This is a genomic window from Vulgatibacter incomptus, assembly GCF_001263175.1.
GTDB lineage: Bacteria > Myxococcota > Myxococcia > Myxococcales > Vulgatibacteraceae > Vulgatibacter > Vulgatibacter incomptus.
In genome coordinates this window covers 1,574,421-1,601,092 of record NZ_CP012332.1, presented here as the reverse complement: position 1 = coordinate 1,601,092, position 26,672 = coordinate 1,574,421, and the positions used below count along the sequence as shown (strand labels likewise).

General features: G+C 66.6%; 17 protein-coding genes. 3 read left to right on the top strand and 14 right to left on the bottom strand.

What is annotated here, in order from left to right:
• Positions 1-5 precede the first annotated feature (5 nt).
• The 4 genes from AKJ08_RS06495 to AKJ08_RS06480 are packed head-to-tail and all read right to left on the bottom strand — an operon-like array spanning position 6 to position 3,383.
• Positions 6-1,217: a FecR domain-containing protein gene (locus tag AKJ08_RS06495; protein WP_050725323.1), complete on the bottom strand. Its 1,212-nt coding sequence runs from the start codon at positions 1,215-1,217 to the stop codon at positions 6-8.
• A complete protein-coding gene (locus tag AKJ08_RS19730) occupies positions 1,214-1,804 on the bottom strand; it encodes an RNA polymerase sigma factor (RefSeq protein WP_050725322.1) in 591 nt (196 codons plus the stop codon). Before AKJ08_RS19730 ends, AKJ08_RS06495 begins: the two co-directional genes overlap by 4 nt.
• Positions 1,801-2,793: a hypothetical protein gene (locus tag AKJ08_RS19725; protein WP_169788769.1), complete on the bottom strand. Its 993-nt coding sequence runs from the start codon at positions 2,791-2,793 to the stop codon at positions 1,801-1,803. Before AKJ08_RS19725 ends, AKJ08_RS19730 begins: the two co-directional genes overlap by 4 nt.
• Positions 2,790-3,383: a hypothetical protein gene (locus tag AKJ08_RS06480; RefSeq protein ID WP_050725320.1), complete on the bottom strand. Its 594-nt coding sequence runs from the start codon at positions 3,381-3,383 to the stop codon at positions 2,790-2,792. The genes AKJ08_RS19725 and AKJ08_RS06480 overlap by 4 nt, the downstream gene beginning before the upstream one ends.
• 51 nt (positions 3,384-3,434) lie before the next feature.
• Here AKJ08_RS06480 and AKJ08_RS06475 point away from each other — a divergent pair, with 51 nt between their 5' ends.
• The 3 genes from AKJ08_RS06475 (at position 3,435) to AKJ08_RS06465 (ending at position 5,729) form a co-directional block, all read left to right on the top strand.
• Complete coding sequence (locus tag AKJ08_RS06475) at positions 3,435-3,710, top strand: hypothetical protein (protein WP_157370530.1); 276 nt, start codon at positions 3,435-3,437, stop codon at positions 3,708-3,710.
• A 112-nt stretch (positions 3,711-3,822) separates the two neighbouring features.
• Positions 3,823-4,032, top strand: coding sequence for a hypothetical protein (locus AKJ08_RS06470; RefSeq protein ID WP_050725318.1), 210 nt, complete (start codon positions 3,823-3,825; stop codon positions 4,030-4,032).
• Positions 4,033-4,712: 680 nt separating this feature from the next.
• Positions 4,713-5,729, top strand: a complete 1,017-nt coding sequence (locus AKJ08_RS06465; RefSeq protein WP_205624779.1) for an NAD(P)H-dependent flavin oxidoreductase — start codon at positions 4,713-4,715, stop codon at positions 5,727-5,729.
• A gap of 24 nt (positions 5,730-5,753) precedes the next feature.
• Here the strand turns inward: AKJ08_RS06465 and AKJ08_RS06460 are convergent, their stop codons facing one another.
• The 10 genes from AKJ08_RS06460 to brxC all read right to left on the bottom strand — a co-directional run bounded on the left by AKJ08_RS06460 (position 5,754) and on the right by brxC (position 26,660).
• Positions 5,754-6,671, bottom strand: a complete 918-nt coding sequence (locus AKJ08_RS06460; protein ID WP_050725316.1) for a restriction endonuclease — start codon at positions 6,669-6,671, stop codon at positions 5,754-5,756.
• 27 nt (positions 6,672-6,698) lie between these two features.
• Positions 6,699-8,810: a DEAD/DEAH box helicase gene (locus tag AKJ08_RS06455; RefSeq protein ID WP_050725315.1), complete on the bottom strand. Its 2,112-nt coding sequence runs from the start codon at positions 8,808-8,810 to the stop codon at positions 6,699-6,701.
• An 87-nt stretch (positions 8,811-8,897) separates the two neighbouring features.
• Complete coding sequence (locus tag AKJ08_RS18495) at positions 8,898-11,930, bottom strand: AAA family ATPase (RefSeq protein WP_169788768.1); 3,033 nt, start codon at positions 11,928-11,930, stop codon at positions 8,898-8,900.
• Positions 11,927-12,583 carry an ABC-three component system middle component 1 gene (locus tag AKJ08_RS19170; protein ID WP_157370529.1) on the bottom strand — a complete coding sequence of 219 codons (657 nt, stop codon included), beginning with the start codon at positions 12,581-12,583 and terminating at the stop codon, positions 11,927-11,929. Before AKJ08_RS19170 ends, AKJ08_RS18495 begins: the two co-directional genes overlap by 4 nt.
• Entirely contained in the window at positions 12,580-13,686 is a 1,107-nt protein-coding gene (locus tag AKJ08_RS20870) for an ABC-three component system protein (protein WP_420806381.1), read from the bottom strand. Before AKJ08_RS20870 ends, AKJ08_RS19170 begins: the two co-directional genes overlap by 4 nt.
• Positions 13,683-14,654 carry a metallophosphoesterase family protein gene (locus AKJ08_RS18490; RefSeq protein ID WP_169788767.1) on the bottom strand — a complete coding sequence of 324 codons (972 nt, stop codon included), beginning with the start codon at positions 14,652-14,654 and terminating at the stop codon, positions 13,683-13,685. Before AKJ08_RS18490 ends, AKJ08_RS20870 begins: the two co-directional genes overlap by 4 nt.
• A gap of 205 nt (positions 14,655-14,859) precedes the next feature.
• Positions 14,860-16,182, bottom strand: coding sequence for a BREX system ATP-binding protein BrxD (gene brxD / locus AKJ08_RS06440; RefSeq protein WP_050725312.1), 1,323 nt, complete (start codon positions 16,180-16,182; stop codon positions 14,860-14,862).
• A gap of 5 nt (positions 16,183-16,187) precedes the next feature.
• The gene (gene pglZ / locus AKJ08_RS06435; RefSeq protein WP_050725311.1) at positions 16,188-19,058 is read right to left on the bottom strand and encodes a BREX-6 system phosphatase PglZ; all 2,871 of its coding nucleotides are present in this window, start codon (positions 19,056-19,058) and stop codon (positions 16,188-16,190) included.
• Positions 19,048-23,043 carry a BREX-6 system adenine-specific DNA-methyltransferase PglX gene (pglX, locus tag AKJ08_RS06430; RefSeq protein ID WP_050725310.1) on the bottom strand — a complete coding sequence of 1,332 codons (3,996 nt, stop codon included), beginning with the start codon at positions 23,041-23,043 and terminating at the stop codon, positions 19,048-19,050. Before pglX ends, pglZ begins: the two co-directional genes overlap by 11 nt.
• 8 nt (positions 23,044-23,051) lie before the next feature.
• Positions 23,052-26,660, bottom strand: coding sequence for a BREX system P-loop protein BrxC (gene brxC / locus AKJ08_RS06425; protein WP_050725309.1), 3,609 nt, complete (start codon positions 26,658-26,660; stop codon positions 23,052-23,054).
• Between the last annotated feature and the right edge of the window lie 12 nt (positions 26,661-26,672).

The following is a 26,672-nucleotide window of genomic DNA, read 5'->3' as shown; positions in this document are numbered from 1 at the left end:
TTCGGCTAGGGGGTCAGGATGCGGTCGAGGGCCTCGCCGGCCTGCGCGCGCACCCGGGCCGAAGGGGCGTGGCGGGCCTGCTCCAAAAGGGGTCGCGCGCCGTCGACGTCGCCTCGAGCGGCGTGGCGCAAGCCCAGCATCAGCGAGACCTCGCTGGCGCGATCGGACGTGCCGTGCCGCTCGAGGAACGAGCGCATCCGAGCCTCGGACTCGACGATCCCGCCGGCACGGGCGAGGGCCACGATCCGCCAATAGGCGGCGTCGGCGGCGAGCCCGGGTGGCGCGTAGCCGGACTCGGTGGCCGCGAATCGGGCTGCGGCTCCCTCCGGATCTCCCGTGCGAAGCAGCTCCCAGCCCTCGGCGAAGGTTAGCTCCGCCTCTGACGAAGGAGTGCGGACCGCCTCTTCGACCGGCATGGGCGCGGGGGCCGGCCGGCGGGAGGACCTCCGGTGCATAACGACGGGCGAGGCGTCACCCGCCGCAGGCATGGGCTCGACCGCGGCGAGGGCGAAATCCGCCCCGAGCCCACCGGCGTCCACGATGGCTCCAGCCACCTTCACCGAAGGCGCCGCGCTCCGCTCCCAGCTCTCGCCCGGCAGGAGCAGCAAGGGGGCCTCGCCGGAAACACGGACCTCCACCTTGCCCTCCTGGACCGATACGCGGACGAGCCGTTCGTCCTCCGCCACGACCTGGAAGCGCGTTCCGCGGACTTCGACCTCTGCATCGGCGGTGGCAACGACGAAACGCTGACGAGGGGACAGATGCTCGACGTGGAGGGAGAGGGTCCCGGCCGCCAGGCGGACGAGGTCGAGCGAGGGATCATCCGTTGCGACGGGATGTCGCGTTGTGTGCTCGTATCGCGCACCATCAGTAGCCACGATCTCGCTGCGGATCGGCACCTCAACCGAAGGAGACAGGGCGAAAGTGGCCCACGCGACGATCGCGGCAACAGCGGATAGCCCGGCGACCGTCATCCGATGCCTACGTGGCGGCGCCGGGGCGACGTCCGGTGCCAGGGCGATCAGTGCCGCTTCCATCCGGCGCATCCGCTCGGCGGACGGCGGCTCCCAGGAAAGATCCTTTGCGGCCCGCGCCAGCTCGGCGAGATCTGCAACCGTGCGACGGCAGGGCCCGCAGGTCGTCAGATGCGGATGGTTCCCGCCCTCGGATCGGGCGAGCGTCTCGAGGCTCGGGCAGCCAGTGGTTGTGCGGGTCATGGCTCCTCTCCCGAGATCAGGGGCAACAGACGCTTTCGAGCATCGTGCAGGCGTCTCCAGAGGGTTCCGGGGCGCAGCGAGAGGATCCGGGCGGCCTCTGTTCCCGGCACTTCCTCGATCTCGCAGAGGACGAAGGCTTCCCGCAGCTCGTGCGGCAGCCGCTCGAGGGCGCCGCCGAGCCGCTCGAGGAGCTCGCGCCTCGCGACCTGCTCGTCGACGCCTGCTGCGACGGTCCGAGGCTTCCAATGGAGCCGCTCGAGGGCCCCGCGCTCGTTGCGCTTCGTCCGGTGCTCGTGGCGGATCAGGTTGGCGGCGACGCCGAGGAGCCAGGCACGCACGGAGGCGTTTCCGCGGAAACGTCCCGCGTCGGTCCAGGCGACGAGAAAGGTGGTCTGCACGAGATCCTCCACGTCGGACGCCGAGCCGACCATTCGCCTGCAGAAGCGGTGCACCTGGAGGTGATGCCGCTGGAAGAGCACCGCGAGCGCACCTCGATCGCCCACGCAGCAGGCGGCCAGGAGCGCCTCGTCGGAGAGCTCCGGCGGCGGCGGGGAGCGGCTCACGAAGGGGAGGACGCGCGGGCTCACCAGCGCCCCCAGCTCAGGCCGGCCGCGGCACGCAGCCGAAATCGTGGCGCTGGAGGGAGGCCGAAGTGCCTGGCGTCGTCGCCGAGGTCGGCGGCCCACCCCGGAATGCTGGGCTCGCCGGACGCCAGGGGGCTCGCGCTGGCCGAAAGGGCGAAGTCCAGCGAGAGGTCCTTGGAGAGCGCGGCCAGGACCCCGATCGAACCCTCTGCGCGGAGCTCCGCCCGCGTCACGCTGGCATCGTCGGGAACGACGGGTCCGCTGCAGCCCCGACATGAGTCGCGGCGGGTGCCGTCGAGGCCGAGTCCAAGGCCGAGGCCGGGCGCGATGGAGATCGCCCCGAGACGCCAAGGAGCCCTCGCGCCCACCAGGAGCTCGGTGGTCCACCTTCGCGCTGCCGGAAGCCCTGCTTCCAGGACAGCCCCCGATTGTCCCCAGCGCATCGTCAGGAGCGGCTCGATCGCGTGTTTCCGGAGGGCCAGGCTGGCGACCACCCCGAGCTCGGGGTCGCCGCCGCCCGTCCAGCCGACCTCTCCGCCAGCGGCGAGCGCCCATGCGGCGGCCGATGCTTCGACCTTGCTGATCGCAGTCGGGGCGGTCGCGGGCGCCTGGTCCTGCGACGCGGCTGGCAGCGCGACGGGCGGTTCGGCGGCGGCATTGGAAGGCGGCGGCGGGATCAACGAAGGATCGAGGAGGGGTGCCGCGAGATCCCCGCGGGCCCAGCTCTCGATCAGCGCGATGAGGGTTCGCGGCTCGTGGACGAGTCGGGAGGTGCCGTCGCCCCCGGGGTCCTCGCGAACGATCCGGTATGCGTCGCTCGATCGCTCTACCCGGACCCGGATCGAACGACAGCGATCGTCCGGGCCGATCTCGACCGCACGGTCCTGCAGCTCCGCGGCGATCGGGGAGACCGTGTCGCCGTCGCCCACGAGCTCGACCCGCGGTTCACACGGCGCAGATGCGATGGCTACCGCGAGAAGCAGGGGGCTCATGGAATCGGCGGGCTCGGCTCGCAGCCGATCCCGGGCTCGGGTGGAGAGCGCTGCGCCACCGCACCCGGAGGGTGGTTGCAACCGGCGCCTGCCCTCAGGCAGCGATCGAGCTCGCGGCGCTCGTCGTCGCATCGATCGTCTGGGGGGCAGTGATCGCAGACCTCGTCATCCTCGAGCTCGAGGCAACGGTCCAGCGCCCCCCGGAGCTCGCTACAGCGGGGTGGCGGAGGGCAGTCCGGCTTTTCCAGGCGGACCCTGCCGAGGTCCACCGGCTCCGGATCGGGGCGGCAAATCCGAAGGACGAGCGCCTCACTGGGGCGCGTCTGGATCGGGGCCAGGTCGGCGCCCGACTCGTCGACGAGCGCCAGCATCACCTGCTCGCCCGGAGGGACCGCCAGCAGGAACGAGCGGTCGGGGTCGATGGGCGCGGACGCGACGAGCCGGTCGCCGCTCCGCGCCACCACCTCGACGGGCGGGGAACGAAAGCCCCTGGGATCGATCTCGGCCGTCACCAGCTGGAGCGCAACACTGCTCTCGCACGCGGTGGCGGCGAGCACGAGGGTGCAGAGCTGGAGGCAGAGAGCGCGCATCGGTGATGGCTCCCGGGTGTCGGTCCCAGGTTGCCAGGGATCGGCAGGATCATGGAAGCCCTGCCCCTGACGGGGGCAGGGCTCTTGAGGTCATCGGTGGTCGCGGTCGTCGTCCCGGTGGCCGCCGTTGTCGCCGTCGTCGTCGTCGTCGTCGTCGCCACGGCCGCCATGGTCGTCATCGCCGTCGTGATGATCGCCGTGGTGGTCACCGTGATGGTCGCCATGGTGCTCGCCATGACCGTCGTGGTGGTCGCCGTCCTCGTGGTGGCCGCATCCGTGGTCCTCGCCCTGGTCGTCCTCGCAAGCGGCGCGCGCCGAGCGGATTAGCGAACCACAGGCGTCCTCACACGCGGCTCGATCGCCGGTCACGCCCTGAAGGCACGCAGCGATCGCGTCCAAGCAATCTGCGGAGGGCTCCCCCGGGCGACCGGAGGAATCGTTGGATCCCTCGCAGATCGCGCGGGCATCCTCGAGGCACTGGCGGATCGACTGGGACGGCGGGCCGCATTCCTCGTGGGAGTTGATGCACGCCTCGGCGGCTGCGCGCGCGCTGCGGCAGTCCGACTGGCCCGAGCACGCGTCGCGCATCGCCTGGCGTTCGTCGCTGCAGGGGCTCCGGCACGACGCGAGCTCGTCGGCGATCGACTGACACGCCTCCGGGACCGAAGGCGGAGGAGAAGGGGGGCCGGGAGGGGGAGGGCCGTCCCCGTTCGGGCGCCCTGCCGGACGGCCCGACGAGTCCGGAGGCGGCGGACCCTGATCCCCGCTGTTGTCGGCCAGGCACTCCCGGAGCGCGGTCATGATCCCGTCGCAGCGGGTCTCGGCCGCGTCGCGACAGGCCTGGAACGCGTCGCGGGCGTCACCGCACGCCGATCCGCCGGAGCCATCGTCAATCGGGAAGTCCGCCTTGCCATTGCCCGAGCCGCCGGTACTCGAACCGCCACATCCCGCGACCGCCAACAGCGCTGCTGCCACAAGCCAGGGTCGAGAAGCCATGGTCACTCCTGTTCCTGCGCCGGCGAGACGCCGGCTGCCAAGGTAGGGAGTGCCCGCTCGAGCGAAAGCCTTCGCGAGATTCTCGGCACCCCTTCAGGGGTCCTTAGCCGCGCGCTCAGAAGCAGACAACGTAGCCCGCCCCGGCATGTGGAGCTCGGCCCGAAGGTGCCTTGTATTTCCGGTGCGCCCTCTCGGGTAGCGCCTTAACCCTGCTTCGGATCGCTCCTCGAGAGCACAGCTCGTAGGATTCTGACGATGGCGCCTCGCAGACCAGACGATGAACGACGTCTTGCGCCGCTCGAGCGAGCGGCCCGCTTCTGCGAACGCTTCGGGATGGAGCTCCCGATCCTCCTCGCGCCGATGGCGGGCGCGTGCCCGCCGGCCCTGTCGATCGCGGTCGCCAAAGCGGGAGGGATGGGGGCGATGGGAGCGGTTCTGAACGACGCGGCGGGCATCTCTCGCTGGGTCGAGAGCGTCCGGGCCGGGGGCCCGGGACCGTTCCAGCTCAACCTCTGGATCCCGGACCCCGCGCCGACGCGCGATCCGGCACGGGAGGCCGAGGTCCGGCGCTTCCTGGCGGGCTGGGGGCCCGAGGTCCCCGAGTCGGCAGGCGATGCAACCCCGCCCGATTTCGACGCCCAGTGCGAGGCGGCGCTGGCCGCAAAGCCGACGGCGATCTCGTCGGTCATGGGCCTCTATCCGGCGCCCTTCGTCGCCCGGATGCGGGACGCCGGGATCGCCTGGTTCGCCACCGTAACCACCGTTGCCGAAGCTCGCGCCGCGGCACGCGCTGGCGCCGACGCGATCGTGGCGCAGGGCTGGGAGGCCGGCGGCCACCGGGGCGCCTTCGACTCCGAACGAGCGGAGGAGCAGGGCGTCGGCCTCTTCGCGCTCCTACCCCGGATCACCGACGAGGTGCCCTTGCCGATCATCGCCGCCGGCGGAATCGGCGACGGACGCGGCATCGCGGCTGCGCTGGCTCTCGGCGCGAGCGCGGTGCAGGTCGGCACCGGCTTCCTCCGCTGCCCGGAGGCGGGGATCGCCCCGGCATGGGCGAACGCCCTCGAAGGCCTCGAGCCCGAAGACACTCGGCCCACACGCGCTTTCTCCGGCAGGCTCGGCCGCGCCGTCGCGACGCGCTACGTGCAGGAAGCCGCCCACGGTCCGATGCCCGCTCCCTACCCGGTGCAGCGCGGCCTCACCGGGGCCATGCGAGTCCAGGGCACGCGCGACGACGACCTCGACCGAATCCAGGCATGGGCCGGGCAGGGCGCCGCGCTCGCGCGCCCTCTCCCAGCATCCGAATGCATGGAGCAATGGTGGCGCGACGCCCAGGCGCTCCTCCGCTGAAGCCGCCTTTCCTGACGCCGAGAGTCAGGCTTCGTCGTCGAAGAAGTCGAGATCGATCTTCTGGATGGCATAGCGAGCGACCTCGCTCACGCCGACGCTGTGATCCATCATCAGCCGGGCCAGCTCTTTGCCATCGATGAGGACGATGCGCTTCTCGATCCGGTCCACGTACTCCTTCGCCTCCTTGCTGAAACCCGAGGTCGTAATCAGAACGCCCTTGCGCGCCCGCACGCCCTCGAGGCTCCCCGCGAAGGCCTGTACGGTGGGCCGACCCACTGTCGAATCCCATCGCTTGGCCTGCAGGTAGATCGCGTCCAAGCCGAGGCGGTCCTCCTTGATGATGCCGTCGATTCCGCCGTCCCCGCTTCGCCCGATCGCCTCTCCCGCATCCTTTCGGGAGCCGCCGTAGCCCATCTCCACGAGGAGATTGACCACCAGCCTCTCGAAGAAGGCGGGGGTGCAGCTCTTCACCCGCTCGAGAAGTTCCGCGCCGAGGCGGGCGCGCAGCGCCTGGTAGCTTGCCTCGAGCTCTTCCTCCGGCGTCGTCTCGGCGGCCGCCGACGGCTGGGGCGTTTCGGCCCCGCCGTCCGGCGAACCGCCTCCCCGCGTGAACTCCACCACCCCCGGGAAGCGCATCAGATAGGCGACGTCGAGGCGCTCCGGCGTGTCGGCCAGCACCTGCTTCCCTGCTTCGCTGAGGCGGTAGCGTCCCCTGGAAACCGGCGCGACCAGGCCCGCCTTCACGAGGTAGGTCTTCGCCCAGCCGACCCGGTTGGCAAAGCGCGTTTGTCTGCCGCTCGGAAGGAGCTCCTTTCGCGCGGCTTCCGTCAGGTCGAATCGATCCGCAAGCCGGTCGACCACGTTGCTGTGCAGGTGGTCTTGGCCGTCCGCGAGGAGCTGGAGAAGGGGAAGGGTGAGGTCCTGGAAGCCGGGAACGGGCATGTCGTCGGTCCGTGAAAACGGGGGCGGTCAGGAACGAAGCTCCTGCCGGAGGAAGTGTGTGGTGCCGGGAACGTCCAGCAGCCAAGACTCGACCAGCTCGCGCTGTGCGGCGTCCGGAAGTGCGGGCTGGAACTTGCTCAGTCGGTAGTCGGGGAGGCGCATCGCGATCTGGCGGCGAACGTCCGCGTCGGCCCAGAAGGAGTCGTCGGCCAGCCTACGGAGCGCCACGGTGATCGAGTCGTGGGTGACGCCGTCTCCTTCGACTCGGAGCATCAGGTTGTCAGGAACCGATTTCCAGCCTTCGGCCACTTCGAGGCCGTAGCGCAAGGTCTGGTTGATTCGGCCGCCGGCGAAGGTCCAGAGCCGGGCAGCGCCTTCGTCGAGCTGGATCGCCGGCGTCCGACGGAGGAGCGATCCGAGCTCCTCGCGCTTCATCCGGAGCGACTCGGCGGCGCTTCGGTGGAGATACGGGTGCTCCGTCTCCTCCGCGAGGATGCGACGCATCCGCTGGCAGAGCTCGAAGGAGAGCATTTGCGGCGCGAAGCCGCCCCAAGCTGGCTTCTTCCCCCGGGGCGCCGGAGACACACGAACCTCTCGATCGCCGTGGTGGATGTGATCCGTGAGCCAGGCGCGTCCACCGAGGAGGAAGGCGGTCATGCCCTCTACGAGGCCGTCCACGAAGCCCTGTTCCAGGGAGCCCAGTTCGCTGCCGGTCTGGGTGCGTACACGGTAGAGAACCGGGCTCGAGAAGACCGCGTAGAGCTCCATGAAGTTCTTGCGACCAAAGGTCCTCTCGGCCTTCTCTCCCAGGGATAGGAGGCCATCGCTCCGGAAGAGATAGCCCTTGGCGACCAGATGCTCCAGGAGGCCCTCGACCTCCGCATCCTCGATCCCGGCAAAGTCGGGGACCCGCCCGAGTTGCTCCCGGATTCGGGCCGGGGCGATTGCCCCGTGTTCCAGGGCCATGGCGAAGATCTGGTGGGCCAGCACCGGCCAGCAGCGACGAAGCACCGGCACCGACTCGACCCAGCCGTCCCGCGCGAGGTCGATCAGCGCAGTGGCCTGGAGGACCGCCGCGGAGGAGGTGCAGAAGAAGGTCGTGTTCGCGGACCCGCCTCGCCGCCCGGTGCGGCCCATCCGCTGCAGGAACGAGGAGACCGTGCTGGGCGCCTCCGCCTGGAAGACCTTGTCGAGGTCGCCGACGTCGATGCCGAGCTCCAAGGTGGAGGTGCAGACGATGCAGGCGTCGGTGCCGCGATGGAAACGCTCCTCCGCGTGGTGGCGCTCCTCGGCGGATACCGAGCTGTGGTGGACGAAGACCTCGGTGCCCGCGCCCCTCATATGCTCGGCCACCGCCTCCGTAAGGGCGCGGCTCTGGCAGAAGAAGAGGCTCTTCCTTCCCTTGGCCACCGAAGCCGCATCGCGGGCAAGAGGCCCCAGCTCTTCGTGCTCGAGGACCAGCAGCTCGCGCCTCGCCGGGACCTTGGGCGGATCCAACACCACGCCGTCGCGCGTCGACGAGCCCCGTAGCCAGCTCAGGATGTCCGCGGGATTTCCCACCGTAGCCGACAGACCGATCCGCTGAACGTCGTAGCGGCTGTGCCGGGCGAGCCGCTCCAGCACGCTCATGAAATGCGCGCCACGGTCGGTTCCGGCGAGCGCATGGACCTCGTCGACGATCACGAACCGCAAGGAGGCGAAGAGCTTCGGCACCGGCACCCGCGGGGAGATCAGCATCACCTCCAGCGACTCGGGCGTTGTCATCAGGAGCTCGGCCGGCTCCTGCAAGAAGGCGCGCTTCTCGACTTCTTTGGCGTCGCCGTGCCAGACGAAGCGGCGCATCCCCACCATCTCGGTGTACTGCCCGAGCCGCTCCGCCTGGTTGTTCAAGAGCGCCTTGATCGGCGCGAGGTAGATTGCCCCCACGCCTTCCGGCTGCTCCTCGCAGAGCCGCGACAGCACCGGGAACACGGAGGCCTCCGTCTTCCCGCCGGCCGTGGGGGCGAGGACCACCGCGTTGTTGCCGTCGAGAATCGCCTGCCCCGCCAGCTCCTGCACCGGTCGCAGCGCGGTCCAGCCGAGGCTGGAGACGATGGCTTCCTGGAGCCGGGGGTCGAATCGGGCAAATGCTCTGGTCATCGGGTTCTCCGTGCGCGCACGGCAACAACGTTCGCTAGGCACGCCTGGCGACCAAGCGGACGATACCCCGCGCCCCTCGTCTCCAGTCTAGAGATCCCTGATAACATTAACGCCATTGCCCGCCTGCCCGAGAAACCGGTAGACGTGACACTCTATAGAGCACCGCTTCATTTTCCGTCGAAACAAATCAGCAAGATCGGAGTCGTGGGTCGACATTAGTACTTGGTAGTCTTGCTGAGCGATGAGTTCTCGCGTTAAATCTGCGAATGCCGCCACGTGAACCGCATCATTGTACTGAACTGGGTCGTCGAGAAGGACTGCCTGCCAGTTAGACCACTGAAACGTTGCATTCATTGCAAGTAGATGCGAGAGAGCGACTGACGCCATCTGTCCTTCGCTCAGAAGACCGCTGGCCTCGAACGCTTGTGGTCTGCCCGCAAAGCGAGCATCGAAGCGTATCACCGGTTTACGGCGCAATACCCCTACCTCCATCGCGGTTTCCACTTGGAATGGGCTTACGAGCGCGCGTTGAAATTTCTCGGCGGTATCTCGTAACGGTTCCAAAACTTGATCGTAAAACGATTCGCGCTCCTTTTCGAAGTGGGTCCTGAGTTCGGCGGCATGCTTCTGGACTTGATTGATCCGAGCGAACTTGGCGCGCATCGATTCCTGGTCCTTCGCAAGGCGCTCTCGGAGCGCATTGGCATCGCCGCAGTCGTTGGCGGCCTGCTCGGAAAGCTGCCCCTCGATAGCTGCGAGGCCAGATAGCTGAGAGCTTTGAACGCCCCATTCGAGCAACCGATCAAATTTTTGCTCCGCTTCGCTAAGCTTGGTTCGCCGCTCGTTCAGCGCCGAGCGGGCTATCGAATGCGACTGGACAGAGGGATCATCCGGCAGACCTGCGCGACGCCATCGTTCGCGAGCCGCCTCAATTTCCTGCAGCGTGCCGAGAAGGGAGACCTCGGCTTTCGCTGCATCCCCTTCTGCAACAGCCATTGCAGATTCGCGTTCGATACGGCGCTGGTCGAGCATCGCCAGATTGGCACGGACCTCAGTGAGCTCGCTGCCAACGTGACCGAGCTCACGTGAAATCGCATCACGTTGCGCTTCGAGAGCACTTCGATCCAGAACAGCCCCCGATGCGTCACGGTATGCACTCAGTGCTGCGTGCGCCTCCCGAACTGACTCCATCGCCTCTTGCTCACGCAGCTGAATTTCAGCCATCGATGCGGAGCGATGATCAAACTGTACGCGAGCAAGTTCTCGATCGGCTGACGGGTCATCCGCAAGAGCTACCGTCATCAGGGCAATATCTTCGTCAAGCTCATCCAGAGCGGCATCCACTCGCGAAGCTAGGTCGCTTCCATCGATCCCATACCATGAGACGCATTCGGCGCGCGCCTTCTCGACCGCGACCTCAAGTCCGAGTTTTGCCGCTTTGGTGCGATTGAGCTGAGCTTCGAGATCCCCGATCAGTCTGCGGAGCACTTCGAGCTCAGCCGTCCGTTCGTGAACACCTGCCGTCGCGACGGACACTTCGGTTTCTAGCTCCGTGAGCGTTGGATCAACTGCCGCAGCCGCCGCGAGTGCACGGGCCTTCAACTGCCCTGGTGCATCCCTCCATGGCTGGCTACACACAGGGCACAGGTCGAGGTTCTCTGGAATGGCTGCAGCGATCGCTACAACTGCTGCTCGGAGCGCATCACAGCGGCCACGGAGTTCGTCCAACATTCCCTGCTGCCTGCCGTACTCCTTGATTTGGCCGTCGAGTGAGCGCGCGAGGGCACCTTCGGATTGCCGTCGTGCAAGCAGCGCGGACTCAAGCATCGCTACCTCCTGCGCAAGAGTCGATTCTTCGCGGGATTGGCGATCGAGAGCATCGGCGAACTCGGAACGCAACAGTCGCCCTGTTCGGACCCTGCTGGTCGCTTGATCGAACTCGGCCTTGAGCCCCTTCCAAGCCAGGACCTTGGCATCCTTCTCTGCGAGGAGAGTCCGGCATGACTCGAGCTCCGAAAGAGCGGCGACTCTGTCGGAGCTTGCCATTCTTGAGGAATGGCTCGCAAGATCGAATCGAGAAATCGCGCCGAGTGCAGCAATGTGCCATCGAAGTTTCCGCTGCAACTCTTCCATTCTCGCCGCGCGTTCGGCTACCTTTTCTGCGGCAGCAGTGTGTGAGTCGTTAGCTTCGATGAGAGACTCACCAACCTCACGAGAACGGTTGTCTGAAGACTGCTTTATCTTGCCTTCAATCTCGAGTTTCGTCAGTAGAATCTGCCATTCCGCTGGGGCGTTCGAGACTGTTTCGAGCGTTGACTCAAGTCGAGACAGATCTGCATCCTCCCTCTCTAGCGTGGAACGGACTTCTCTGCTCTGAGCTTCGCGAGAGCCGCTTGGATCGATATTCAGAAGGGAAGCTAGTCCCCGCCAGTCGGCGTCTTGTTCCTCTTTGGACGGGAAACCCGCGATGCGCAACTTCTCAATAATCTCCTCTCTCTGTCTCATGAGGTGGTCGAGGTTCTGGATCATGCTAGCCAGGTCGTCTGCCGCCTTCTCTGCAGCCCTCCGCATTTGGGTTAACGCCCCCATGGTATCGGCACCGAAGGCGCTATCGACGGCGGAGAAGATTCGGGCCCTGCTGAATCGTCCGAGCGGTGCCCAGCGACTCTCTTCCGCTTGTGCTATGAATCGAGCATGTCGGTCCTGTACGAGGAGATGAGTGGCGTGTAGATATTCCTCCATGACCAGCGGATCATCGCGCAGTTCCGAGGCGGCCGCGGGCGCAATGAGCGCGTTAAGAGCGGCATCTGAAGGGCGAGTATGGGAGCTGGAGCGATCCCACACGACCTCCCCGACGCCCTCCCGATCGAAAACTAGCTCGACACGCGGCGCGATTGTTGATGATGCCGATTGCAGGTATTCGTCGAGATTCTTCCCAATGTGCGACAGTCTTCGGACCTTTCCAGTTAGGGCCCATTCGATCGAGTCGAACACGGCGGTTTTCCCTAGTCCATTAGGACCTACGAGGATCACCAAGCCCTTCGCTGGCAAATCGATGTTTAGATCCAGCAGTGCTCGAAACCGCTCAATTCGGATTCTCCTCAGGGTAGTAGGGCTCAAGGCTGCTCCTCCTCCAATGACGAGAGCAAGCGCTCAGCGAGCGGCCGGCCACTGGCCGGCGCATCGTCCGAGATGAGGAGCTCAACCCAGCGTCGAGCAACCCCGAAATTAGCGGGCTCAATCCGCGCCAGTGCGCGGCCGATTGCATCAAGCGAAGTTGCCATGTCGGCTCTTTCGGACGCCCAAGGTCGCGCCAGAAACGTACGCTGCAAGAACGAATTCAACGAATCATTGCGGTCGTTTGAATCTTCAGAAGCAACCCAGACGAGCTTTCGGCAAACTCGGTCGTCGCGCTCAATCTGGCCAGCGACGTTCTGCCATTTCTTGGGCTCGCCCAGCGCCACAAGATACAGTATGACATCGTCCTGCTCGGCCGCCGGTCTTGACGAACGCAAAGCTGCTGCTTGCCAGTGAAACGACAGTAATATCTCGAACGCTCGGGATGGGTCGGACCCAAGGTCGCCGATGAGAACCCAGTAGCCATCGATATCGATGGAGCGGAAATAGCTTTCGTGGCGAACTGACGCGTCTGACCGCCCCGGAAATGAGATTCGTTCCGAAATTTTGACCGGGTCGACGACAGCTGAACGGCCATGAACCCGCGCGACCTCGCAAAGGCATCGGGACATCTCGTTGACTGGATGCATGCTCATCGGGGCGCCTCGATCTGTCGTCGAAGATCCTCAATCGTCTTAGCAAGGCCTTGGCTAACGTCGTTCAATCTTGACCGGACCGCAGATAGTCCTTTTGAAAGCGCGATTTCGAACTCGGAGTGGGCAGGGATGATTACAGGGTAACCCGGAACAGGGGCCCCCAGGCGAATGCTCGAGCCGCGATCAAATCGTCGTGCAAGTTCCATCAATGCGGAGGACCCCGAGACATCAGGGAACCCTGCAAGCAAAACAAGTGGTGGCTCGTATTGAAGGTTGGGTGGATTTACGTGGAGAGCTACGCCGTTATCTGTCTCAAGTGCGATTACATGCCCTCCCTCCAGGGAAGAAGTATGTAGATTGCGGCCTTCTCCAACTTGCCACAGAGGGCCAAGGTCAGCGTAGAGGGTAGTTACTGCGAGCGCGACGATCGTACCCCGGGTAAGGAGCGGAATCGCACGAGGTCCAAGGCGGCGCCGGCCTTCTCGGTAAGTGTGGCCCGGCTGTTGTGCAATTGCGAGCATCATCGTCAGGAAATGCCTCGGGTTAGTTCCCGTGCCGAGAGAATTCTTCCAATCATCCCAGCGTGGGGTTAGCTCCGACACGACATCGTCGGCCAAAGGGATCCCTTGCCACTGTCGATTTGCGAGCGCGGCGTCGATGGCACCTGAGAGCCTGCTCCAGACCCATGCATCCATCTCGCGATGGGCAATCTCGGCGACTTCAGCTGGGGGTCTGGCGGGTTCGGGCGAGAGGTCGTCGAGAGACCAGTCATGGCCGGGAGCCAACAACTGAGGCGCGATGGGACTCAAATGAAAGTCACGAACGCCAATGCAGGAACATAGGGGTCGATAGTGCGACGTTCGGTTCGTCAGCCAACTTGCGACGCCCGCATGTGCCGCGAGTCGTTCGACTACTCGATGAATGTCTTCAAAAGCGCCATTAAAGTCAATGTCCCGAAACAGGATGTCGACAGGGCGAGGTATCGGAGCGGAGATCGCATCCGCATCGCCCCAGGCGCCGGATATTTGAGAGGCAGGGGTGCCACGCCAGGATAGGGAGCCTTGTCCGTCACTGATGACGGCTATTCGATTGGCGGTGTTCATGAACCCCACTTCCACTCGACCAATCCGTTTGCGGCATTGGGATATACATGGTTATCCGGCGCCCAAAAATCTCCACGCCATCCCCAGAAGTGAATCTGCGCCTGAACCGGGCGTCCCGTCAGATCTAGCTCGAGGTCCACTAGCTCGAAACCTGCGTAGTTCATGTCTCCACCCGATGGTTCGAACAACGCACCAGCGGTGACGCACTTCAGGGGAGTAAGGCCCGGGCTAAACTGCACGGCAAGCTCCGGTTGGTGCAGGTGCCCTCGGAATAGGATTTGGAGATGGTCGCGGGCGAGGTTCTCACATTCGCGCCCATCGCGGAGCCAGCTGAATGGGTGATGACAGAGACCCAGGCGCAGGCCGGGGAGGGGGTGTCCGTCGTCGTCGTGGAGGAGTTCGCCGAGGCGGGCTCGGTTCAGCGCGAGGCGCTCGTGGTCGTCGTCCCCGCCAGACAGCCACGCTGTGTCAAGGCCAATTACTTGTACCGGGAACGGACGGCCCGAAAGCTCGAGCGTCTCGCGATACCCGGTCGTGTCGGTCGCCACCAGTGTCGGTCGTTTTAGGGTGTCGCGAACCCAGGCTCGATACGCCGCCTGTCGAGGGATGATATTTGCCGTTGCTGCGGTGAGTACCTTGGGTAGAGATGCAGGCGTCTGTCCTTCGATGTCTTTCCGTACCTGCGCCAAGCCGGTGGGCGAAACGGTGCGGTCGATGTCGTGATTGCCGGGTACAACGAAGATCCGTTCGACCGCGAGATGAAGTGCGGAGCGAATGGACTCGACGAATTTGGTCGCCTGTTCGTAGTCCCCTGACCTGCCTGCAAACGCGATGTCACCCGTTATGAATAGAAGGTCGACGTCTCGTTCCGTGCGCAGCGTACTAAGTTTGCGGAGAAGGTCTTCACCGAGCACTCGCTGCCGCTCCCAATTGGCGCCGCGCCCAAAGTGTAGATCGGAAAGGTGCAAGATTCGAACGTGGGGCCGATGGTAGTTCAGAGGTCCTCCCTCCCCGCCCGAGGGGGCGCTGTCCGCACCTGCGGCGCGCCATTGGACGGGTTGAAGCGTCGAACTGTGCTTTGAACGTCGCCTAAAAATTCACCTGCTCGCTTGGGGCGGCGCCCGATGCCCGTGAACCTCGGGCGCGCTAAGGTTTTTTGTCTCCTAAATGTGGCTACCACTCAACTGTTTTGGCAGCGAATGACTCGGCGTAGTCAGACGCCGGGAACGGTGGCAAGCCCTCTGCTACGCGCTGCTCAGTTTCATTGAGTCCCTTGGGCTCAAAGCCGCCGTGTACCAACGGGTCGAACTCGGGGTTGTCGTTGGTGAGATCGAGGAGGTCGACGAGCTGGCGCAGGAACTGGCGCGGGACCTTGCCGACATCGCCGCCCAGGCCCTTGGTGACCTCGGCGACGAGTTTGTCGATGAAGACGGGGCTCACCTTCGCTTCGAAGCTACCGGCATCACGGGCGGCGTAGAGCTCGCGGAGCTTGAGGGCGACGTCGCGAAGGCGCTCGGCGGTGAAGGGGCGGAGCTCGAGCTGGGGCTGCTTGGGGTTGACGAAGCCGCCGTGCTGCTGGAACTGGATGCGGTCGTGGAGCGGCGGGAGGCCGGCGACGCCCCGGCGCGTATCGAAGAAGTCCGGGGTGCCGGTGAAGATCCAGAGGAGGCCCTTGTACTCGGGGGCGTCGTCGCAGATCTGGCGGATGCCGTTGAGGGACTTGCCGCGGGAGTCGCTGCGCATGCGGAGGATGGTCTCGGCCTCGTCGATGACTATGACGAGGCCGCGGTAGCCCGCAGCCTTGACGATCTCGAGGATGCCGCGCAGGTATCTCATCGCGTCGGTGCTCTCGATGTCTCCCTTGATGCCGGCGCGCTTCTTGGCGGAGGCGGCGACGTTGGCGCTGCCGGCAAGCCAGGAAAGGAGGGCGCCCGCGTCGGCGATGTTGCCCTCCTGCTTGAGCTCGAAGACGGTGCGGAGAACGCGGACGAAATCCTCGGGGGCAGCGCCGCGGGTGAGGGACTCGACCTCCTCGCCCATCCGCTTCTTCACCTGCTCGTCGAAGGCGGGGGAGCCCTCATCGGCGCCGGCGGCGATTAACGACTCCTCCACACGGCCGATCCAGCGATCGACGATGTCGCCAAGGGCGCCGCGGGGGCAGGTGCGGGTGGAGAGCTCGCCCACCACCTTGCGGTAGAGCTCGTCGAACTTGTGGAAGTGGAGGTCGTTGTCGGAGACGACGACGAAGGACGTGGCGAAGCCCTGGGCCTGCGCTTCGAGGAGGGCGAGGCGCGCCATGAAGGTCTTGCCGCAGCCGTAGCCACCGCGGAAGAACTTGAACAGGCCCTCGCCCTGGCCCACGAGGCCCAGGATCCGCTCGATCTCGGCCCGCTGCCGGTCGATGCCGACGGCGAAGGCCTCGAGGCCGCGCTCGGGGACGAGCCCGCCGCGGAGGCGCTCGAAGATGTGTTCTCGATCCTGCTGGCTGATGGCCATCCGATTTAACCCTCGCGCACGTAGCGCTTTCCACCCGAAGTACCTTCGGTTCTCACTTTGAACGGAAGGAGACGCGCCCACTCGTCGAGGCGCAGATCGAAGCGCCGGGCGGCTCGCGCGCTCCCCAGCATACCCAAGGCCTCGGCCTCGGTTAGCGATCCATGGATCTCGAGGTGGGCGAGAACACGTCGCGCTCCCTCGTCGTCGATCTGCTCTCGCCAGCCTGCGTCCGCCGGCGCGGGCGCCGCCGCGACGGCCTTGCCGGTGGCCTCGAACCACCCCTCGACCTGCAGGGACTTCACCTGCTCTTTGCCGTCGGGATCGTAGAGCTCGAGCCGCACCCGCTCGTCGATCGGGCCCTCGAGGTCGAAGAGGACCTCGAGCCATTCCTTGCCGGTGGGCAGGCGGAGGGCGCCTCGCTCCTCGACGGCGGGGGACTCCACCTGGCGGATCCGGGCCTGCACCTGGGGCCGCTCAACCGCGCGGAATGCGATCCGAACGCGGTTTTCGCCCGTGGGGAACAGCTCGTCGGAGAGGACCCGAAGCTTGAGGCGCCGCACGCCCAGCACATCGGAGAGCGGCTGGGCCTCGAGAGAGAAGCGAGCGCTGGACGCGCCAGGGGCGGATCGGCGGGTAACCGTGAGGACCGGGATCACTCGCTCCTGGAGGCTGTTTCCGCCGTGGACGAAGGTGTCCGTCGCGCCGGTGTCGAAGACCGTGGTGTCTTCGGGGAGGAGCAGGTGTCCCTTCGCCCCGTCGTAGCCGAGCTCCGAGAGGGAAACCGAGACGAGCCCAGGCTCGACGCGCGCAAGCGGATCGATCACGTAGCGGCGGCTAGGGGCCCGTTTGTCGCCGAACTTGCGGGCGGGGGCGGCGGCGTCCTTGAGCAGGAAACCGTGGTCGGACGTAAAGACGAAGCGCCTGACGCCGGCGGTCTGCAGGTGGTGAAAGGCCGCGCGGAGCTGCCGAAGCGTCTGCGAGAAGGTGGCGAGGCCGAAACCGGCCTCGCCGGCCTCGTCGATCTCCCGGCTGTGGATCACCACCAGGCTGGCGTGGCCAATCTGCTGGCGCAGCGAAGCGCTGTCGCCGCCTTCTGCGACCTTGTCGAGGGGCAGCAGCGGACAGGTCTGGCCACCGATCCGGGCGCGCATGGCACGGGTGCGATCCTCGGGGGCACGCACGGTGAACTCGCCGGTACGGAAGCCCCCAAAGCCCCGATCGCCCAGCACGGCCGCGAGCCGGCCCTTCTCGCCTGCAACGGGCGCGAGGACGTTCATCCCAACCTCGGTGACGGTGGGGAGCTCGGCGAGGCGGGCCTTGAGATCGACCACCGTCCCTTGGGCGGCCATCCCCTCGGCGAGCTCCATCGCCATCTCGTAGCGGAGGGCATCCACGAGAAAGAGGGCGACCTTTTCCTGCCCATCCACCAGCGGTCGCACCACCTGGTCGAAGAGGTGCCGCTGCTGGAGGCCCGCGTCGGGGAGGAAGCCGCGCTCCTTGCAGAGGCGGGTGAAGTCCTTGGCGAGCTCGTCCGCCCAGGCGCGATGCGCCGCCCGCAAGGCCAGGCGCAGCTCGGAGAAGAGGGCGAGGTGGGGCAGGTGGTGGTGCCAGAGCGCGACGCTCCGCTCTTCGAAGTCGCGGTGGGCGCGGTCGATGGCGGCGCCGTGGCGCTGGTACCGCTCCACCGCCTCTTCCGGCGATCCCGCCGAGCCGAGGAGGCCACCGGCGGACCCGCGAGGCGCGGAGGCAAGGGCGCGACCGAATGACACCGCCGCATCGAGGAGCCGCCAGGCCCAGCGGCGGGGCTCGTCCCGGGAGAGCCAAATGGAGTCGGCGTCGCGGCGGGCGGCAACGAAGCCTTCGGGTGCGTCCCAGGCCGGGGGCTCTCCGGCGCGGGCCGCGTGCAGCGCGTCTTCCACCGCCGCTTCGAGGACCTTGGCCTCCTCGAAGCGGAAGGTGTCGATCCGGCCGAGGTCGCCGGCCTGGACATTTCCACTCTCCCCGGCGAGGCGATCCTCGAGGGCGTCGGCCAGTCGCACGTAGAGATCGGCGTGCCGTCCGCGGAGGTGCGCGGTCAGGCGGCCGCAGAGCTCGACCACCGGCTTCGGCAGGGAGCGGAGCCGGAGGAGCTCGGCGGTCTTGGGCTGCCCCAGCAGATCGTGGGCGTACTCCACGCAGAGGAGCCACTTGGCGAAGGCGTCGCGAAGGCCTTCGAGGGTCGGCTCGTCCCCAAGGAAGGCGCGCCAGGCGTCGTCCATCCCGGAGAGCTGGAGGAGGCGCGCGGCGAGCACTTCGCGGTCTGCTTCGCTCTGAATCCGATCGCGGAGTGGCGAGGACGGGGCAACGAGGCCGTCGAGCAGCCACTCGGGCTCCATGCCCTCAAGGAAGCCGAGGAGGCCTTCGCGGCCCGAGGAGAGCCGCCCGGCGAGCCAAGCGTCGGCGTCGGCCAGCGTGATCCCCGGCTGCTTCACATAGTCGGCGAGATCGTCGGGCGAAACCCGGCCGGCGGCCACTTCCTGCACCAGCGTCTGCAGCTTCTTCTGGAAGGTACGGCCCGCTTCGTAGAGCTCGAGGCCGGGGGTCTCCCGGATCGACTCCCTCGTCTGCCCGGGGAGGTGGAGGAGCAGCGGCGCACGCTCCACGGCGCTCGCCCCGCTCTCTACCGCGAGGAGCAGCTCCAGCCAGCTCCCGCGGAGGGAGGCGACGGGGTGGGGGAAGTCCCCCGCTTGGTTGCGAGCGGTGAGCTCGTCGACGAAGGCCGTCCAGCTCCCTTCCTTGTCGAGCCAGACCACCAGCCCGTGCCGGCGCAGCTCCGTGGCGAGCTCCGCTTCCAGGGCCTTGGATACGAGGCGATCCACCGGGCGGTCAGGCTGCATCGGTTTCCTCCTCGTCGCCTTCACCCTCGAAATCGAGCTCCTGCTGGGGCTCGTCGTCTCCCTGGGTCGCCTTGCGCTGCCTGCGCTTCAGCTCCTTGGCCTCAATCTCCGCCGCCTCCTCCGGTCGTTCGGTGAGGAAGCGAGTGCGGTGCTCGGCGGCGTCGGGCTCGTCGATTCGGAAGTCGGGGCCGATCTCGTCTTGCAGCCGCAGCTCCCATGCATGGGCGCGGGCCGGGTGGTAGCGCCAGAAGCACTTGTGCGCCACGGCCAGCGAGGGATCCTGGCGGCACTTGTCGTCGACGCGGGAGGGGAAGTAGCGGGCGGCCAGGTGGGACCAGTCGTAGTCCTTCTTGCCGTCGGCGTTTGCGAGCTCCTTCCACCACTTCCTTGGATCCTTCCACTGCGGCTCGAGGAGGGGCCAGAGGGCGGCGGCATTGATCATCACGCCGTCGTCGAGGTCCATCTCGAAGGGCGCGTCGATCTCGCGACGCTTGGTATTGTTGTCGACCGGCGGCGGTCCCTGATCCGCGCACATGCGGACCTTGTCGATGAAGTCGCAGAGCTCGGCGTGGAGCTTCTGGATCTCGGAAAAACGCCTCTCCGCTTCGTTGGCAGCCCGCTTGTCCGCCGAGGTGCGGGCGGCACGGAGGTCGTCGAGCTGGCCTTCCAGGCGGGTGCGCTCGGGGAGCAGGTGGGTCGCGAGAAGGGCGGGAAGGGTTTCCGGACCCCACCGGTGGATCAGCGCGAAGGCAACGAAGTTCCGCCGGGCCGAGGAGAGTGGGAAGTAGATCGGGCGGTTTTCGTAGAGCTTTCGGTGGTAGTCGAAGAAGGATTCACGCAGCCAGCGGTGGAGGTCCGCATCCGCAGACACCTGGGAACCGTGCTCCGTCCAGGCGCGAAGCAGGGCCGTGCAGGGCGGCTGCCCCAGGTCGTCTTGGCCCCCGAGCGAAGAGGCGGTGGCGAGGAAGAGGATGCCGTAGCGCAATGCGTCGGGCGATGGCCGGTCACTCCATCCACCGTGCTCGGCATCGAAACGACCGGTGGCGATACCGACTTCAAAGGAGACGAAAGCGGCTGCTTCGGGAGGATCGAAGTCGGGCATGAAGTCTGGCAGTGCAGTTCCGGCCGGGCGATCGACTGCCGCCTGGGCCCAAGCCTGTGCGCTGTGCCAATTGGACGAGTATGGCCATGCAAACTCTACAGACGTTTCTCTTGCCGCCTCGTGGGTGCCAAACGACTTGTCGAGGCACTCGATTATCGCGTCTGCGGACTCGACCGGGAAGGCTGGCAGGCGGTTGACGTCTCCTACTTCGAAATGTAGGCCTGGATTGAGCGATTCGAGTACCGCGCGTCCGATGGCTCCGTTCATCATGCAGAGAGCCGATGCGATGTCGGAGGGAAAGACCGAAGAGCCCATAGCGCCGAAAATTGAACGATAACGATGAGAACGGGCCGCGAACTCGTTTCCCACGGGGGTGAAAGCTATCCCTGAAGCGAAATACATTGATTCGTTCTTGATGTACTGCCCGGGAACTCGAACGCGATAACGCTCAATCCATACGCGAAGTTCAAGACCAAAACTCTTCCAGTATACGAGAGTATCCAGCGGCTCGAACCATTTCTTACCCTCGGCGCCTTTGATGTAAGGCACGTACTTTGACTGATCGCTAATGGAAGGTGCCGAACTTCTAGAAATGAAGACTGAGCCGAGCTGCACCTCCCATGGGCGCCGAAGAAACCGGGTGTTGTCCTGCGTTGCCATCCCACTCTTTGCCGGCGATCCGTGATAGAACTTCGGCGCAACGGCGTATCGGTTCAGAAAGTCCTTGTCCCACCAGTACACGACCGGACTTTCACGGATTACGGCCAAGCGATCGACGTCGAACTCAAGTCTTCCAACCTGCGCCAGCAGCGCAGCCCGCTTGCGGGCGGTGCGGCCGCGGTCGTACGATTTGTCGCTCAGCGGCGTCGGCTGGAGGGCGACGCTGGCCTCGGCCGCCGGCGGAGAGCGCCGGAAGATCGACATGGTGGCCGCGAGTACCTCGTTGGGAACCTCTTCGAACGCCCCCCGGTCGACGTCACCGAGCAGCCGCAGGTCGTAGGTCTCGAGCAGGTGCTCCCGCAGCGCGGCGAACTGCTTGATGAACATCCAGTTGCGCATAGTGAGGAGCGCAGACACGCCGCCCTCCCGCACGAGCTGCAAGCCCCGCTCGAGAAAGGCCGCATAGAGGTCGGCCTTGCCACGGGTGTACTTCGAGGCGACGTACTTCGCCTCTTTCATCTTGGAGGTGCCCTGGTAGGGCGGGTTGCCGACCACCAGATCGTAGCGGCCCTCCCGCACCATGCGGACGAAGCGGATCCCCGCGGCAAGCTGTTCGCCGTCCAGGCGCAGGCCGAGGTCGTCGCCGCCGGCATGCCGCTCGAGGAAGGCATCGAGCTTGTCCAGAAGGGACGCCCGGGCCTCCACAGGATCGATGGTCCGGCTCTTTTCGGCAAAGCCGCGAAGCAAATCGCCCTGTACCGGCAACTTCCGGCGTAGCTCCCCCTCGTATGTGCGGATCGCCGCGTCGATCTCGGCGTCGACCCGGAGCAGGCTCCCCAGGTGATCGGCGCCCTCGAGCGCGCGGAGGATCCGCCGGGTGAGGGCGTCCGGGATCCCCGTGTCGGCCTTCACCTCCCGCAGGAGCTGCAGCAGCGAGGGATCGTCCTCGGGGAGCGACGAAAGCCGCAAGGTCGGCGCGACCAGGTTCATCCGGCGCGCCATCACGCCGCGCGCATGGATCTGCGCCTTCACGTGCAGTGCGGCGGCGGCGATCTGGACGGCCCGGGGATCGATGTCGATGCCGTGGAGGTTGTTCTCGACGATCGACGCGGCGATTTCGGCGGCGCTCCAGCTCTCGCCCCGGTGTCGCGCCTCCTCCTCGTAGAGGGCCGCGAGGAGATCGAAGGCGATCACAAGGAAGTGGCCGGAGCCGCACGCCGGGTCGAGGAGCTTCAGGGCGCGTACGCTCTCGGGCGCCTTCTCCACGGCGTCCGCCGGGATCGGCTGGGGCACGTAGTACTTCCAGCGCTCTTCGAGACCTTCGGCGACGGGCATCGGCGCGTCTGGCGCCACCTCGCCGGCCTCCCGCTTCCGCCTCCATTCGGCGCGGCGTCGATCGAGCTCGTCGAGCACGTTCTCCGCGTCGGGTCGCCAGCCGTGCTTCTGGCACGTGGCCAGCCACATCGCCCCCAGCGAATTCTGCAGCAGCCACTCGACCATGTAGCGGTCGGTGAACATCTGGGTCTTCGAGGCGATCTCGTGGGGCTCGATCTTCCCGCGAGCGCTGATCTTGGCGTCGAGGCGCTCTCGCTCGGGATCGTTCCAGTACTGGTAGACCCAGCCGAGCAGGGTGTCGTCCCGCCACACGGACTCGATCGCCTTGGCGTCGAGGGCCTCAACGACCGCCCGCAAGATCGACGCCGGAAGGGGAAAGAGCTCGGTCAGACCCACTTCGCCGAAGAGGCCGGGCAGATCCAGGGCCAGCTCGTCGAAGACCAGGCCCAGGAGAAAGGAATAGCCCTCGGTGGAATCGGCACAGAGGCCCGGCGCGAAGTCCCGGAACTCCCTGTACGCCTTGGAGCTCCAACCTCCCGTTACGACCCCCGGCTTCGAGAGGCCCATGGCCTCCAGGTGGCGCAGCAGCACCAGGCGGTTGAGCCAGGTGTAGGCCGCCTCGCCCACCGCCTGCATCAGGAAGCGCTCGCGCTCGTCGCCGGCGCGCTTCTTCCCGGGGAGCGCACGGATCTGCTCCTCCAGCCAGGACTCGAGGCGCTCCCGCCGCCGCTTCGCCTCGGCGGAAAGCTCGGCCTTCGCCAGGGGGAGGGAGAGCCGGTAGGACCGCTCCGCTTCGTCGCGCAGGTCGGCGTGGAGCCGCTCCCGCAGCTCGCGGATCGTCTTGCACAGCTTGGGCCGGGTATCGGCCTCCATGGGAACATGACGCATGGCGACCTCTAGCCCAGGGTGATGCGGACCCGCTGGCCCTGATCGAGCTTCGGACCGATGACGTCCTCGATCTCCGCCAACAGCTTGCTCAGGTCGCCGCGGCCCGCGAGCTCGCGACCGCGCAGCTCTACGCGGACCTTGCAGATCTCCATCTCCTCGATCGCGGCGAGCGCAGCGTCGAGGGCATCGTTCGCGTCCTCCTCGCCGCGGTGAAGCTTGCCCGGGAGGAGATCGCGCAGATCGAGGAGGGAGGGTGCGACGGCCTCGACGGTGGTGTCGAAGAGCGCCAGCGGGATCTTGCGCAGCACTTGGTACCGCTGATCGTCGTCGAGTCGTTCGAAGCCGACGCGGGCTTCGAGGCGTCCGCGAATTTCGGCGGCTCGCTCGTCCTGGATCGTGAGGAGATCTCGGCGGGCATTCCGGTAGGCAGCCCGGATGGCCTCGACAGCGGGGCGGAGCCTGCCGATCTCGCGCCACGGACGCTCGGAGGCGAGCTGCGAGCGGAGCTCGTCGGCACCTTCCGCCAACTGGGAAGGGAGGCCGAGGGCGTCGAGCTGGGCGAGCTCGTTCCCCGCGATCCGCGCTGCGTCCTTCACGCTCTGAATCGCCGCGTCGCTCAGATCGGACTCGAAGATGCCGAGGAGCTGCATGCCGTCGCGCAGGACGGGCAGCCGGGTATTCACCTCGCGGACGATCTCCTCCACCTGCCGGGAGCGGCAGCAATCCTCGAGGGCCTTGGCCAGCTTCTGCAGCGCGGGCTCGAGGGCGGGGCGTCCGGGCAGCTCGTTGAGCCGCCCTTCAATCTGCCGCAGGCGCGTCCGGACCGCGGCAAACTGGCCGTGAACTGCGTCGGCGATCGGGTCGTTTTCGCGCTCGACCTCGACCTTCAGGTACTCCGCGAAGAACTGGCAGATCGCCACCCGATCCCTGGGGCTGATCGCACCGGCGCCGGCAGGGAAGATCTCCGCTCGGCGGAGCTGCCGCTCGTGGGTGAAGAGGTCCCTGGCGCCGGGATCATTCACCGACGTGAGTAGGACGCCCGTTTCGGTCTGTACCCGGATGCGCGTGCCGCGGAGGAGGCCGACCAGGCACGCCCGGATCACGTCGCCGGCGTAGCCGTAGGGCGGCTTGCCGAAATGGGCGAAGAGGGCTGCGCCAGAGACGCCTTTCTGCTCCTCGATGTGCTGGAGGATGCGCGTGGGCACTGGGCCGACGGCGTTGGCCACGTAGCGGCCCGCGTCGAGGGAAAGCACCGCCAGATCGCCCCCGAGGAACTTGGGCGAAGGGCCGGCGAGCTGCCTCTCCAGGAGCTGGCCCAGCTCGCCCTCGGTGACCGCTACGGCGGTGAACCTTGGGTAGAGGTCGGGGAGGATCTTCTGGGCGGCGGCGAGGAGCGCGGAGGGGAAGGCGTTGCCCAGCTCCGCGGGCTCGAGCTCCAAGCCACGGAAGTAGATCCGCCCGGCCATCCAGGCGTCGGCCACGGCGCTCCCCAAGCTCTGGTGGAGATCCTCCTCCCGGAGCTGCTCCTCGAGCAGGAGCCGTTTCTTCTCGGCGGGCAGCGAGGCCTCCCGGCCCCGGTAGCGCTGGAGCATCCGCTGCGAGCGGGCCAAGTCGCGGGCGAGGTCCTGCACCTGCTGCCGATCGCTCGCCACCCAGATCAAACGCTCGCGCAAGTTGTCGTCCTGGCTGCGCTTGATCCAGCCGGCCTCGTCGCGCTCCTTGAGGAAGCGGAAGTCCACCGAGACGACGGTCTCTTCGGTGACGCGATCGAGACGGACGTCGGCGGAATTCTGGCCGTCAGAGTAGAGGGCCGTCCATTTGAATGGCCTGCCCTCCAGGCGCGGCAGCTCCGGCTTGCCGACGAGATCCTTGAGTCGCTCGCGGATGTGCTCGCCCCAGGCCTCGGCCGTGACGTGGATGTCGTCGCGCTCGCGCTGCCACTCCTGGCCAGCGGACGACTGGATCTTGTAGCCGCTCTTTTCCGAGTACCCCACCAGGTTGGCCTGGCGCAGCGACTCGAGGGCTTCCCGCACCTGCTGCACTGTGGGGCCCCTGCCGACGCGGTCGTAGAGGCAGGACGCCACCAGCTCCACCGTGGTGGGGAGCTGCTCCTGCACGTACTGCAGGAGCGCCACCGTGCGAGCGGCGCGCAGAGCGAGCGGGTTCTTGACCTGGCCGCAGTGGGCGGCCACCCGGGCCATGGAACCCTGGAGATCGGAGTCGAGGGCCGTCTGCTGCACCTCGTAGATCGCGTCGAGGGGGATGAGCCGGCCCGCTTCCTGGTCGGCGAGCTTCTGCTGGCGGAAGATCTCGCCGAGGAGCTGGAGCAGGCCGCGGATGGCGTACTCATCTCCCTGGGCGCGGGAGGAGGACGAGCGGATGGCGGAGGTGATCTGCAGAAGCAGATCCACCTGGCCCGGGAGCATCGGGTAGACCTCGACGAAGTCCTCTTCCGTGACGCCCTTGCAGCCGAAGGCATGGAGCTCGAGATCGTAGCGGTGCTGCTGGAAGAGCTCGCGCAGGACCTTGTCCTGAGGCGAGCGCTTCTGGAGCAGGCGCCGATGGACCACATCGCGGATGTTGGTGGGCGAGAGGTGGACACGGAAGCGATCGGGGAAGCGGTCCTTGAGCTTGTGGACCGCGGCCCGGTCGTCCTCGAGCTTGGCCTGGCCCGTTACCAGGAGCCAGACCATGCCTTTGAGCCGGCCCAGCTCGGAGCCGAAGGACTGGAGCTTCACCATCCGGTCGTCGTCCTGGTGGACGTACTGGCTCACCTCGTCCACCACGAGGAAGAGCGCCTTTCCGGGTGCGCGGATGTCGAGCATGGCCGAGATCCGATCGACCGCATCGCGCACGGAGAGGCCCTGGGTCGCCCGACCCGACATCGCGTCACTCCAGCTCGTGGGATCCAGGTAGCGATCCGGCTGCAGCGCGTGGAGCACGTGGGAGAAGTCGCCCTCGGCCATCGGGGCGTCCTTGGCGGCGCTCCAGGGCTTGCCGAGCACCGCCCGCGCCTTCGCTTCGAACGCCTCCCACAGCCCGGCCTGCTCGAGCTGCAGCTCGTGCTCTGCGACGAGGCTCGACTTGGAGCAATAGCCGAGGCGGATCTGTACCTGCCGCACCACCGCGGCGTGGATGTGCTCGTCGTCGCGGGCGACGCCGCCGATGTCGAAGACCACCGCGATGGGCTCGAGGTAGCCTCGAAGGCCCAGCCAGGCCTGGCGTAGCTCGTCGGCCAGCGGCGAGGTGTCGCGCTCAAGGAGCGCTTCGGCCAGGGGCTTGCCGTCAGGTAGGGCGCGGCCATCCAGCGCGAGGCCCAAGAGCTTGGCGAAGCTCGACTTACCGGAGCCATAGAAGCCGGAGATCCAGGCGTTGGGGAGGTCGCAGCCGTGGGGCCGCTTGTCGAACTCCGCGCGGATGTTGCGCAGCAGCTTGACGAATGCCTCGTGGATCCCTTCGGAGACGCGGGTATGCCGCGGATCGCGCTCGGGGAAGCCGCCGGTGACGATGTACTCGCTCACCTCGGCCTGCAGCTTCTCAGGGGAGGACTCGTGGAAATAGACCACGGGCGGAATGTCGCGGGTGACGTCGTGCTGGAAGAGGTCGCGGATCTTCATCACGGCCTTTCG